The organism is Streptococcus cristatus (assembly GCF_001588905.1).
Lineage (GTDB): Bacteria > Bacillota > Bacilli > Lactobacillales > Streptococcaceae > Streptococcus > Streptococcus cristatus_N.
On sequence record NZ_LAWH01000026.1, the window covers coordinates 1 to 12,982 of the forward strand.

Annotated in this window: 12 protein-coding genes and 1 pseudogene; 2 read left to right on the forward strand and 11 right to left on the reverse strand. The window is 44.2% G+C overall.

Annotated elements, in window-relative coordinates; translation table 11 throughout:
* The 9 genes and pseudogenes from A0765_RS05100 to A0765_RS05140 form a co-directional block, all read right to left on the reverse strand.
* Positions 1-323, reverse strand: a pseudogene (locus tag A0765_RS05100) (hypothetical protein); the annotation flags it as partial.
* Between the two features lie 234 nt (positions 324-557).
* Positions 558-1,346: an NUDIX domain-containing protein gene (locus tag A0765_RS05105; RefSeq protein ID WP_062005047.1), complete on the reverse strand. Its 789-nt coding sequence runs from the start codon at positions 1,344-1,346 to the stop codon at positions 558-560.
* A gap of 55 nt (positions 1,347-1,401) precedes the next feature.
* On the reverse strand, positions 1,402-2,217 hold the full coding sequence (gene pnuC, locus A0765_RS05110) for a nicotinamide riboside transporter PnuC (RefSeq protein WP_062005049.1): 816 nt from the start codon (positions 2,215-2,217) through the stop codon (positions 1,402-1,404).
* Positions 2,218-2,238: 21 nt separating this feature from the next.
* Entirely contained in the window at positions 2,239-3,297 is a 1,059-nt protein-coding gene (locus A0765_RS05115; RefSeq protein ID WP_062005051.1) for an AAA family ATPase, read from the reverse strand.
* 184 nt (positions 3,298-3,481) lie between these two features.
* Positions 3,482-3,883: a DUF4430 domain-containing protein gene (locus A0765_RS05120; RefSeq protein ID WP_048765313.1), complete on the reverse strand. Its 402-nt coding sequence runs from the start codon at positions 3,881-3,883 to the stop codon at positions 3,482-3,484.
* The gene (locus A0765_RS05125) at positions 3,867-4,349 is read right to left on the reverse strand and encodes a hypothetical protein (RefSeq protein WP_048765315.1); all 483 of its coding nucleotides are present in this window, start codon (positions 4,347-4,349) and stop codon (positions 3,867-3,869) included. Before A0765_RS05125 ends, A0765_RS05120 begins: the two co-directional genes overlap by 17 nt.
* Positions 4,350-4,433: 84 nt before the next feature.
* Positions 4,434-4,874 carry a GNAT family N-acetyltransferase gene (locus A0765_RS05130; protein WP_062005053.1) on the reverse strand — a complete coding sequence of 147 codons (441 nt, stop codon included), beginning with the start codon at positions 4,872-4,874 and terminating at the stop codon, positions 4,434-4,436.
* 14 nt (positions 4,875-4,888) lie between these two features.
* Positions 4,889-7,318, reverse strand: a complete 2,430-nt coding sequence (locus tag A0765_RS05135) for an ATP-dependent Clp protease ATP-binding subunit (RefSeq protein WP_062005055.1) — start codon at positions 7,316-7,318, stop codon at positions 4,889-4,891.
* A gap of 4 nt (positions 7,319-7,322) precedes the next feature.
* On the reverse strand, positions 7,323-7,781 hold the full coding sequence (locus A0765_RS05140) for a CtsR family transcriptional regulator (protein ID WP_062005056.1): 459 nt from the start codon (positions 7,779-7,781) through the stop codon (positions 7,323-7,325).
* Between the two features lie 288 nt (positions 7,782-8,069).
* Between A0765_RS05140 and A0765_RS05145 the strand changes: the two genes are divergently transcribed.
* Together A0765_RS05145 and A0765_RS05150 are read left to right on the forward strand one after the other, a co-directional pair.
* Positions 8,070-8,420 carry a hypothetical protein gene (locus A0765_RS05145; RefSeq protein ID WP_062005058.1) on the forward strand — a complete coding sequence of 117 codons (351 nt, stop codon included), beginning with the start codon at positions 8,070-8,072 and terminating at the stop codon, positions 8,418-8,420.
* Positions 8,421-8,685: 265 nt separating this feature from the next.
* Entirely contained in the window at positions 8,686-9,558 is an 873-nt protein-coding gene (locus A0765_RS05150; protein ID WP_142323174.1) for an AraC family transcriptional regulator, read from the forward strand.
* 111 nt (positions 9,559-9,669) lie between these two features.
* Here A0765_RS05150 and A0765_RS05155 read toward each other — a convergent pair whose 3' ends face one another.
* Entirely contained in the window at positions 9,670-11,781 is a 2,112-nt protein-coding gene (locus A0765_RS05155) for an ATP-dependent Clp protease ATP-binding subunit (protein ID WP_062005060.1), read from the reverse strand.
* 436 nt (positions 11,782-12,217) lie between these two features.
* Positions 12,218-12,982, reverse strand: coding sequence for an amino acid ABC transporter ATP-binding protein (locus tag A0765_RS05160; protein ID WP_062005061.1), 765 nt, complete (start codon positions 12,980-12,982; stop codon positions 12,218-12,220).

The following is a 12,982-nucleotide window of genomic DNA, read 5'->3' on the forward strand; positions in this document are numbered from 1 at the left end:
GGTTGAGCCTGTGTATTTTGTTGAGATTGAACTTGCTGATCCACCCCTTGTTGTGTTTGGTTTTGTGAAGGTTGAACAGATTCCACAGCTTTCTGTACTTGTTCTGCTTGCCCTACTGTTTTATTTGAAGAAGCATTGCTGCTGGCTTTTGGAGCGCTGCTAGCCTTACTAGATGAGGCAACTTTAGAGCTAGAAGAAGCTAGAACCGTCTTGCTAGAACTTGCACTAGGCTTGGTTTCTTCTTTGTGACCACAAGCCCCTAAAAGCAAGCTAGAAGCTAGAACAGTAGCAGCCATCAATTTTGTATAAGTCTTAGTTTTCATTTTTTCTTCTCCTTCGTAACATTCGGAAATCTTTTTGTAATATTATTGTAACACTCGTAATAAAGTATGTCAACTAGATAAATGGAATTTTTCAAAAATTTTTGAAGCAAATAACATCCAGAACTTAGGCCTCCTCTCTTCTTCAGCAGATATGTAGCTACTTTTATATTCGTAATAAAAATAAAAAAAGCAGAACATTTTGTCCTGCAAGTAAACTATATCATCAATTTTCTTTTAATCCGATTTTTCTGTCTTCAGTTTATAAACTTTTCTCGGCTTCTTCTTTGGCACGCGCTTAACGCCAGCCTCCTCCAAGTATTCTCCAAATTTTACGAGAAAATTATTGCTGACGATGGGGCGTCTAGGCGTGATGAGATTGACCAACTCAGTCCCTTCATAGACAGTAAACGGTGATTCCAGCAGATGGAGAAAAGTTGGATTCCAGTCCAGTCGCCCCTGAATCCGCTTGATAGACTCCAGCAGGATTTGGTAGTGGTCAAAGGCAAAGTCCTCTGCTGTTAGAAGCCGCTCGCCATCTCTAAAACTCCTTGTCTTAAAGTCCACATTAAGGAAGGTGACTTCCTTAGCATCATCACCAGCCTTGACTTGGTTGATAGCAATCGCCGGCAGATAAACCAAATGGGCAATGGTAATGACCCAACCACGCGGATCGCGTCCTGGAGTGGAGACTGTCAGCAGCTGCTCCACCTTTTCCAGCGGTATCTCGAGGTCCACTTCTTCCTTGACCTCGCGAATGCAGGCTTGATAGGCATCCTCATTTTTGTCCACAAAGCCTCCAACCAAGGCATATTTATTCTGATAGGGGTGGGCCTTGCGCTTGATGACCAAGAGTTTCAACTGGCCTTCTACGAAGCAGTAGGCCACCATGTCTGCTGTTACGCTGGGTGTCTCATACTTGGGCAAATCCTGTGTCTTGTACCATGCCAAAAAGGCGGACTCATCCGCCATGGTTTCATAGTACTCTTTTTCCGACATTCCCGCTGGGATATCCTGTTTGGTCATGAATTTTTCTTCCTTTCCTAAGCTATTTTTCTATCAAAAAATCTCAAATCTTAGTCTAAGCTTTCTTCACTGCCTTGGTCCACTGATACCAGCCAACGATACTATTGAGGGTATAGACCCAGTACATGGCCTGGATATGAAGGTTGCTACCCCACCAGAGATAGATACTGAAGAGATTGGTTGCAATCCAGAAAATCCACTGCTCGCGGTAGAGACCCGTCATGAGAAGCTGGCCGATGCCATTGGTCGCATCTGTCACGCTATCACGGAAAGGCCGGTGACTGTGAATACTCTTATAGGCAAAGCCCATACCAATCCAAATCAGAGCAGTCAAGGCCAAATATTTAAGCCAGCCACGCCAGTCTAACTTCTTAGCTTCAAAATGAGAAGGCTCTGTCTTATCTTGTTCATTGACTCGGTTGGACAACCAAGTGTAGAGACCGATTGGCTGCATGATAAAGAAGTAAACCGTAGTCAGCACTTCTCCATAAAAGCTAGCTTGAAAGGACAAGATGAGATAAATTGCCGAATTAACAGCTCCAAAGAGGTAATTGCTGGCCCGACCCTCAGCTACTAGGATGACGCAGACGATGCCTGTCCAGGAAGCAAAGAGTCCCAACCAGTCATGCTGCTCCTGCCCACTGGTAAACTCCAGAATGAAAGGCAGACTGGAAAGAGCGATCAAGTAGAGCCATTGAGACAAGCTACGCCCGCCAAATAAATCCTGCCAGAGCAATTTAGCAATACCGCTAAAGCCCTGTTCTTTTGCTGCTGCACAGACATTCTGGAAATTCCGAGCAAAGGTTTGAGATTTTTGTTTTAGTCCTGCGGAGAGAGCTGCAGGTGAGAGGTTTTGATTTTTTACTACCATTCTATTTTACCACTTTCTTTTTTAATCTGCTTGATAAATCATGTCGATCGCTTCTTTAGCCGCCTGATAATTGTCCAAATAACTGCCAGCCAGATAGACCGTCGGAATATGAGCTAAACACTCCTCTTTCAGCTTTTTCAAATAGCTAGAAAAATCACTGCGAATAGCCTCGTCTGCCATACTCATATCGCGAAAGCCATCGTTGACATAGGCTCCGACCGGCTCAGCAAAGAGAATCAAATCCCATTTTTCCTTGGACAAAATACTGGCAAAGAGATTGTCAAAGGTATCTGTTTCTTCGTCCTGAACTGGACATTCTTTCAGATAATAATCATAGTAGGCCTTGGTTACTAGCGAATTTGTATCAGCCACGACCAGACCACGGTTGGCGCTACTGTCAATCAAGCGGGAAGTCTGAGCATACTGCCCCAAGAGCAGATAATAGTAGTCTTTAGGGGTCAACTCATCGTCTCTCACGTTATTTTGAATCTGGTATTCTCGAGCATATTCCAGACTAACCGGAGCATCATAAAAGCGAGCCAAATCCTTAGCCAAGGTCGTTTTACCATTACTAGCGCTACCCATAATCAGCACTTTCTTGGTAAAGTGACGGCGGAAAGGTTGGGCGATATATTTCCAATAACGACTAGGATTCTCCCGAATCATCGTAGCTGAAATCCCAAACTGCCGCTCCTCAAAAGAAGTTTTGAAGCCACGCTTTTCTAACTCCGCCTGATAGTCAGCCTCACCAACAAAGAAAATCAGTTCCTCGCCTTCTGTATCATAGCCCACCAACTCTAATAAAGACGACAGCCACTTATCCCAACCTAGAGGATAGCGGGGAAAGGAAGTTTCATCCAGTTTGTAAACCTGAGTCAATTCATCATCGGCGAATGTCTCACGCGTATAACGGAATCGCTTCTGCAGAGATAGGCCTACTTCCTCGCCACGGTCTCCCTGATAGCCTGAAACCACCACGCGCACCTTGTCGTAAGAACGCTTCGCCTTCTGAATCAAATCGATATGCCCCTGATGCAAGGGAGCAAAGGTTCCAAAGACGATTGCAATTTGTTTTTTCATAATTTCACCTTTTTATTATTTTTTATAATTTATTCTTTCTATGATTTTATTATAAACTATATTTTTCTTTTGTCAATAGTTTTTTATAAAAATTTATAAAAATATTTTTCAGACACTTTAAAACTGCTTCAAAGACAAAAAAAAGAATCTAATGTCTTAGCATCAGATTCTTTTTCTACAAGATTTATTGCTGATAGACTTCTTGGTAGAATTCCAGCTTGTCTCCATCCTTGACAGTGATTTGATTGGCTGCCTTAGGAGCCATTTCTCCATTGACCTTAAACATCCAGTAGAGGCCCTTTGCTTCATCTTGAGCATGACCGTCAATAGAAGTGATAAAACCTTCTTTTTCTTCGACCTTGTGGGCCTTCTTCAAAGCGTCCATCGCTGTCTTTCCTTCTTCAACAGCCACCGTTTTCTCGCTCTTCTCCTGACCTTCTGGTGCAATACTGATGCTGATTTTCAGTTCCTTTTTGACAGAAGAAGCAGCCGAACTAGAGCTAGTATCAGTTTTTGTTTGGCTATTGCTACAACCCACTAAGAAGAGAGCAAAGGCAAGCGTAAGTAAGCTAAAGATTTTTTTCATGATAAAGTCTCCTTAAAATAAAATACAAAATAGGATAGAAGAGCATGGTTGAGCAGGCATGAGCTAGATTGAAGCCTGCTCCCGCTGCCACATAGGTCCACCAAGGCATTTGATACAGCAAGGCTGTGATACCATCAATCACAAGACCATAGCTAAAGGCTAAAAGCAAGGCCAACATACTCTGGCCAAACAAGCCTAGTCGCCGATACAGTAGGTACCATAGGCAAATAACCACCGTAAAGGATAAGATCTGGAAAAGAACCCATGGTCCCATTCCAAAGAGGAAAGAAGATACAAAGATACTGATAGACATGACTAGAAGAGAGCCCTTCAAGTCCTCAAAATCCACCAAGAGAAAATACAGCGCTGTAATCGGCTTGATATTGGGCAGACCAGCAAAAGCATAGCGAAGCACGACGCAGACAGCCGCCAGAAGAGCTATTCGAGCAAGATAACGAAGAGACACAGTTTCTGCCTTTCTAAACGATATTCTTCAGTAGGATAACACGGTTCTGATTAGCCTAGCAAGAATGCCAAGTGAATCAGCTTTTTATGTATCCTGCCGAATCATCTCCGCCCGTTCCTGATTTTGGTAGAGTCGATCATTTCTAGCTGAAAATCCCATCTTTTCCCAAAAGAGGTTGGCCTGTTGATTTTTTTCAAAACCGACTAATGATACTTTATGGATGCCAAGCTTTTTCACTGCTGACAAGGCCTGTTCGACCAGAGCCTTTCCTACTCCTTTTCTGCGAAAATATGGATGGACAGCCACATGATAGATATAAGCTCGGTAGCCATCCGTTCCGATCAAAATAGTGCCGATAAAGCTCTCATCCTCTAAGGCAACTAGACAGGTTCCAGGATTGCGCTTCAAAAAACGGACGATCTCTTCTTCAGAGTTATCTAGACTATCGAGTACCATGTCAGGGTAAGAGACCCACAGCTGGTAAACAGAGACATAATCCTTTTCTGTCATCACACGAATTTCCATTGCACACATCCTCCCTAAGCCATTTCAAATTTGAGTTGGCCACCTTTGACACCAACTTTGAGCGTTTGACCAGCTGCTAAATCTCCAGTCAGGAGCAACTCAGATAGCTTGTCTTCCACCTGCGTCTGCAGGGTACGGCGCAGCGGCCGCGCCCCCATTTCTGGATCGTAGCCTTCCTGAGCCAGTAGTTTCAGAGCACTAGCTTGGAATTTAAGCACGATGCCTTGCTCTGCCAGACTCCTAATCAACGGTTGCACCATAATCTTGACCACTTCCTGCATATCCTCAGCAGACAGACTTTGGAAGACCACCTTTTCATCAATTCGATTGATAAATTCAGGCCGGTAGGTCTTTTTCAATTCTTCCAGAATTCGTTTTTCCATATTGGCCTGATCAAAGCGGATATCACGCGCCCCAAAACCAACCGTCTTATCATCCCGCAGGGCCGTTGCCCCCAGATTGCTGGTCATGATAATGATGGTATTGGAGAAGTCCACCTTGCGGCCCTTGCTATCGGTCAGCTGACCATCATCCAAGACCTGCAAGAGGACATTGAAAATATCTGGATGAGCCTTTTCTACCTCGTCAAAGAGAAGAACTGAATATGGACGGTTGCGAACCTTCTCCGTCAACTCGCCGCCTTCTTCATAGCCTACATAGCCCGGAGGCGCCCCATTGAGACGACTGGCTGCGAATTTCTCCATATATTCACTCATGTCGAAGCGAATCAGGGCTGATTCATCATCAAAGAGAACTTCTGCCAAGGCCTTAGCCAACTCTGTCTTCCCGACACCCGTTGGCCCTAGGAACATAAAGGAACCAATTGGGCGTTTACCAGTGCGAATGCCCGATTGATTGCGACGAATAGCTCGGCTGACAGCCGAAACTGCTGCATCCTGTCCGATAACCCGCTTGTGCAGTTCTTTTTCCAAGTTGAGATATTTTTTGGCATCTGTCTGAGTTAATTTCTGCACAGGAATACCAGACAAGCGACTGAGAGTCTCTAGGATATCCCCTGCTTCCACCTTCAGCTTGTAAACAGTTGACTCCTGCTCTTTTGCCAATAGCTGGCTAACTTTTTTCAGTTTTCCAGCCATCAAAGCCTGATCCACAGGCGTCAAATCCGACTGTTTATAATCCTGCGGTCCTTTATTCTGCACCGTTGCACTAGCTTCATCCAAAAGGTCAATGGCAGAGTCTGGCAAATGCTTGCTGGTCAGATAGCGATGAGCATACTTGACCGCTGTTTCAATGGCCTGATCACTAATCTGCACCTTGTGGTGATCCTCATAACTCTTTCTCAAACCCTGCAGAATAGCAATGCTGTCGGCCACAGTAGGCTCTTCAATAGTGACCTTGGCAAAACGCCGAGAAAGAGCCGCATCTTTTTCGATATGTTTCTGATACTCTTCCTGCGTCGTAGCTCCAACTGTCCGCAAGGTTCCCCGAGCCAGAGCCGGTTTCAGGATATTGGCCGCATCCAAGGTCGAATCAATCCCGCTGCCAGAGCCCATGATGGTATGCAGCTCATCGATAAAAAGGATAACATGACCGTCTTCTTCGATGTCATTGATGATGTTGTTCATCCGTTCTTCAAAGTCTCCGCGGAAACGAGTCCCAGCGACAACATTCATCAAGTCTAGTTCCAAGACGCGCATCTTGGCAAGTTCTGCTGGAACTTGACCAGCTGCCACGCGTTGAGCCAAGCCTAGTGCCAGAGCCGTTTTACCGACCCCCGCATCACCGACTAAAACGGGATTATTCTTGGTCTTGCGACTAAGAATCTGAAGCATCCGAGAAATTTCCTCGTCCCGACCGATAACTGGTTCCAGACGACCAGCCCGAGCCAATTCTGTCAAATCCCGAGTATAGTCTTCCAGACCGCCGCTAGTTGAAGGAGGCATGCCCATCATATTCGCCATGGTTTGTTTAGCAGAGGCCGTGTTTTTATTTAGCGAGCGGATCGACTTAATTTCCTCTCTGCCCCAGCCAGCACGCTGCTCTAAAACCTTTCGCAAATCACTAAATCGAGGGACTGAACTTTTATCATCATAGCCGAAGCCTGCAGCTTCTAACACACGGGCTGCCAAGGTCCCACGATCAAATAGCATGGCTAGGAGCAGGTGCTCTGTTCCTAGGCTTTTAGCGTGGACGGCTTCCGCAATCTGCCCTGCTTGAGTAAAGAGCTCCTCCAAACGGTGAGAGAAAGGCAATAAGTCAAAACCGCCTTGTTTTTGATACTCTTTTCCAGTAATGTCAAAGGCTGCTTCTTCCAGTTTATCCACTCCAATAGGGAATTCATTTAGAGCCGAGCCTGCCACGCTGTAGGGATTATTAGCCAGAGCCATCAGCACCTGCCACGATTCTAAATAATCAGTAGCAAAATGACCAGCTAAAAGCTGAGCCGCTTCTAAGCTTTCTACTAAAGCTTTTGAATAGTTCATATTCTTAATTTCCTTTTCTATCTAATTGCTGCAAAATTTTCCGTAACATTCTGGCTCGAGTCCTCGGAGCCTCTGTCCCTAAGACAGCATCGCTGGCACTCGCTATGAGCAGATCCCCCTCACGCTGACTGATAATTTTTTCATCAAAGAGCAGCTGCAAGATATCTGAAAAAACCGGCTGGCTGAGCGACTCACCGACATTGGTCAACAAATCAGACAGCATCTGGTGCCGATCGGAAAATTCAATCTTACCAATCCTGATATAGCCACCGCCACCGCGCTTGCTCTCCACGATATAACCCCGACTCTCCGTAAAGCGTGTCTTAATCACATAATTGATCTGACTTGGAACCACCTGAAAAACATCGGCTAACTCACTGCGCTTCAGCTCGACCATACCCGCCTGCGCTAAAATTGTTTTGATATATTCTTCTATACTATCCGAGGTATTTTTGATGCCCATGATATACCTTTCTATCTGTTATATCTAAAAATAAGCATTCAAGTCTTCTCTAACATTGACTATCTTTGACTATTATACCGAAAAAATCTATTTTTTGAAAGAAAAAGAAGTACCAGAAAACTTGAAAATATCTGATAATTCAGAGTAATGAAAAAGATTGACAGGCTAAGTAAATACGATTGTAATCGCTTGCTTTTTACTTTTAAAGACTTATAATAAAGGTGTGAAAGTGTGGTGTTTACACCATCAACCGTATCCAAATAATCATCATCAAAAGGAGGTTTTCCAATGAAAATAAATTGGCTCAACTATACCCATCATGTACTTAGCTGCCTGTTTGTCACTCTGAGTATCTTGACAATTTTTTCCGCAGAGTATGTCGTTTTCCCAACGAGCCTTCTTCTAGGCTGTCTCCTCATTCCTCTGCTCTTTGAGCAGCATTTATTCAGTCGCCGAATGACTTGGAGTCTTAGCATCTTCTTTGCCATTCTTGCCTTTGCCCTTCTCTTTATCATTAAAACCAATCATATCTCCCTTAGCTATCCAGCAACAACCCTTCTTCTTTTTGTACTAGCAAGCCTGAGTTTTTCAAACTCCTTTATCCTTCACAAACATAAAGAACAAAAGGCCGCTAGATAAAGCCACCCAATAAAAGTGTGGAAGCAACATGAGCTCGAAAGAGCCATGGATTCCACACTTTTATTATTCTATAAGGAGCTGGATGGTAGCTAAAAATTCTTAAATGATTCGCCCACGCTGCCAGCCTAAACTAGACTTTCAGAAAATTTTCTTCTCTTTATTTTCCTACTTTCATTTTCTTTTTAATTATATTATAATAGTTGACAAACACATTTTCCAATCTAATTACTTTAAAAAATGATAGTATTCTACGAAGGAGGACGTTATGATGGATTTGGGCCAATTGCACAAAACTACTGAATATAAGAATCAAGGGACCCCCTATTCTCTGACGCGGACCATTACGGAAAACGGCCAGCCTGACATCCTTTTCCACTGGCACACAGATGTTGAAATCATTTACGTCCACGAAGGAAGTGCCCAATTTCATATCGACGATCATTATTTTAACAGTCACAAGGGCGATATTGTCCTGATTCGTCCCAATGCCCTCCACTCCATTCATCCGATTGAGCAGCAGCGCCACTACATGGATGCCATTAACTTTCACTTGGATTTAATGGGCTATTCAGCCATGGACCATGCTAGTATCCACTACCTACAACCTCTCTATAATGGCCAACTGGACTTTGTCCATGTCATCAAGCCGACTGATCAAGCCTATGAGGAAATTCGTCAATGCCTGCTAGCTACTATGGAAACGGGTTATTGCCAAAAGAAATACTATGAATTTCAGCTCAAGGCCCAGCTCAATCAGCTCTTCTACTTACTCTTTGAGAACGACTATATCGTTTCTAAGGAGCTATCTGCCGAGGGCTACCGCAAGGAAGAGAAAATTCGGTCTATCATCGACTATATCAATGAGCATTATCAGGAAGAACTCTCTATTGATCAGCTGTCTGGCATCTGCGGCTACAGCCCGACGCACTTCATGAATTTCTTCAAAAAACATCTGGGTGTTTCTTGCATTGAATATCTGATTCAATTCCGCCTGCGCAAGGCTGCTGAGCTCCTCCAGCACTCCACTCTGTCAGTTCTGGAAATCTCAAGCCAGTCTGGTTTTAATAACCTTTCTAATTTTAATCGGCAATTTAAAAAATACTATCAAATGACACCCAGTCAATATCGAAGAAAGTAAGGAAATCTCCAGTCAGCTGATTGGAGGTTTTTTTATCTGAACATGATTAATAAAAAAAACGAACAGACTAGATATCTGTTCGTTTTACGGGATTTTGAAAGTTATAGGTAGTTATTCTGCTGATTTTTCACGAATCACCAAGGTTCCATCTTCCATATCTGCAGTCAAGTGCTTAGCATCTAGATTATCCAAGTGGAAGTCAGTCACCTTGTCACGGATTTGCTGCTCGATGACCCGGCGGAGCGGACGAACACCCATGACTTGATCATATCCAGCGTCGCGCAGGAATTCCTTAGCTGCATCAGATACAGCCAAATCAATTTCCTTCTTGCTCAAGGTTTGATTTACTTCAACCAGCATGAGATTCACAATTTCCATCAGGTCTTCTTTCTTGAGATGAGAGAACTCGATCACCGCATTGAAACGATTAAGGAACTCTGGGCGGAAATAAGCTTTGAGTCGATCCATCAGCTCAGGCTTTTCTGCATCCTCTTCCAAGCCAGCTTCATAGCCAAATCCAGCGTTGGAAGTTGCAATGATAACCGTGTTCTTAAAGTTGACTGTGTTGCCTTGACCATCTGTCAAGCGACCGTCATCCAGAACTTGAAGGAGAAGGGTAATCACTTGTGGATCCGCCTTTTCAATCTCATCCAAGAGAATGATAGAGTAAGGATTGCGGCGCACGCGCTCTGTCAGAGTATTGTTGTTATCATCATAGCCGACATAACCAGCAGTCGTACCAATCAGCTTGGAAACCGCAGTCCGGTCGGAGTATTCTGACATATCCAGACGGATGATAGCATCCTTGGTACCGAACATATCCAGAGCCAGTTGCTTAGCCAACTCAGTCTTACCAACCCCTGTCGGACCAACGAATAGGAAGCTTCCGATCGGACGATTGCCTTCGTCAAAGCCTGCACGATTACGGCGGATAGCACGAGCCACAGCTTCTACAGCCTTGTCTTGGCCAATCACCTTGGCTTTAAGACGATCATTCATGCCCTTGAGGCGCTCAATGTCGCTTGCGCCCATTTGAGATACGGGCACACCCGTCATCCGTTCAACAGATTCTGCCACATCATTGACTGTCGCCGTTACCTTCATATCCTCGGTGTGGTTTTGAATTTTCTTTTCCAGCTCTTCGATGCGGGTCTTAGCATTCAAAGCTGCTTCATAATCTTCTTTTTCAACAGCTGTTTCCTGCTTAGCCTTCTGCTCAGCAATCTCATGCTCAACTGCATGAACATCAGTCACTGGATGTTGGGCTGCCAAGTGGGCAGCAGTCACATCGACCAGGTCAATCGCCTTGTCTGGCAGGCTCCGTTGTGGAATATACTGAACTGAGTAGTCCACAGCCGCTTTCAATACTTCATCCGGCAGGATGACATTATGGTGCTTTTCGTACAAGTCCCGAATGCCTCGAAGGATCTGATAGGTATCTTCGGCAGACGGCGCATTAACTTTTACTTCATTGAAACGGCGAGCCAAAGCTGCATTTTTAAGGATAGTATTGCGGTACTCATCCTGTGTAGTTGCCCCAATGACGGTCAACTCTCCACGAGAAAGCGCTGGTTTGAGAATATCCGCCAAGCCCTTAGAACCGCTGTCTCCTCCCGTGCTTCCTGCTCCTAGGATTTGATGGATTTCATCAAAGAAGAGGATAACATTGCCGGCTTCCTTGACTTCATTGACTAAGTTTTGGATATTTTCTTCAAAGCTACCACGATATTGGGTACCAGCTTCCAGACCGGAAATATCAACAGAAATAATTTCCTTGTTCTTGATAGCCGCTGGCACATCGCCATTAACGATAGCCTGAGCCAAGCCTTCTACGACAGCTGTCTTACCGACTCCGGCATCACCGACCAGAACTGGATTATTCTTAGTCCGGCGAGAAAGAATTTCAGCTGTTTCTTGGATTTCCTTATTGCGTCCAATGACCGGATCTAACTTACCATCACGCGCTTCTTGAGTCAAATTGCGACCTAGCTTAGCCAGAATGCCATCTTGCTTAGGCCCATGCGCTCCAGCTTGCACATCCTGTTCGCCAACCACCTGACCAGGGAGCTTGCCAGTAGCTCGGTACTGAGCAAACTCTTCCGGTGTGACCTCTCTACCATTGATCAAGTAGCGTCGATGTTCGCTGTTGTAGCCACCCATGCGCCCCATGAGTTGGTTGAAAAGGTCGTCCATACTGTTAAAATTGTTGTAATTGTTGTTCATAGCATTACCTCGCTTTTTTCATATTTTGCTTTACATAATTTTTGATTTTACCAGAGTTTCAGATAAGAAATCTCTTTCTTACTTACTATACATTTATGTTCATATCGGAGATCTTCTCCTATCTATTATTTTACATAACTTATTCTATTTCCAAAAATTAAGACTCCTTCAGTCTCTTACTTTATGGATGAGTTGGATCTATTTCAGAAGAATATGATGTTACATAATTTTTAATCCTCCCAAAAATAATCGCCTATTGGCTATATCCTCATCTTCTGAATAAATTCTGTGTAAACTTTTTGTTTACAGTTGTAATTATACATCCTTTTTTATCCCTTGTCAATAGGTTTTAATAAAAAAATTACATAATTTTTTAAAAACCAAAAAACTTTCTCCACATAGAAATATGGAGAAAGCTTCTCTATTTTGATACAAGTTAAATCATATATTCTACACTATAGCTGGCATCCGACAAAATGCGGGATAGAAACTGCTTGGTCCGCTCTTCCTTCGGGCTAGAGAAGAACTCCTGTGGAGGATTTTCTTCGATGATATGACCTCCATCCATAAAGATGACATGGTTGGCCACATCACGGGCAAAGCTCATCTCGTGGGTCACAACGACCATGGTCACTCCCTCCTGAGCCAGCTGTTTCATGACGCTGAGCACTTCGCCGACCAGTTCCGGATCTAGAGCCGAAGTTGGCTCATCCAGCAGGATAACGTCTGGCTTAACAGCAATGGCGCGGGCAATCCCAATCCGCTGCTGCTGGCCGCCTGATAGCTGCGAAGGATAATAGTCCTTGTAGGCCAAGAGGCCCACGCGCTTCAAGGCATCTTCCGCAATCTCAAGCGCTTCTTCTCGCGGTATCTTACGAGCTACCACTAAGCCTTCTAAGATATTTTCAAGGGCTGTTTTATTGGCAAAGAGATTATAATGTTGGAAGACAAAGGCTGTCTTTCTGCGAATTTCCAAAATTTCCTTTTTGCTAAGTTTAGCTAAATCATAGTCCTTACCAGCCAAAGTCAGCTGGCCGCCATCCGCTTTTTCTAAGTGATTCAGACAGCGCAGAAATGTTGTTTTCCCAGAGCCTGAAGGACCAAGAATTACCACAACGTCGCCTTGATTGACCCTGAGACTGACATCTGCCAGCACCTGGTGCTCTCCAAATCGTTTGGAGATATGTTTTACTTCTAACAT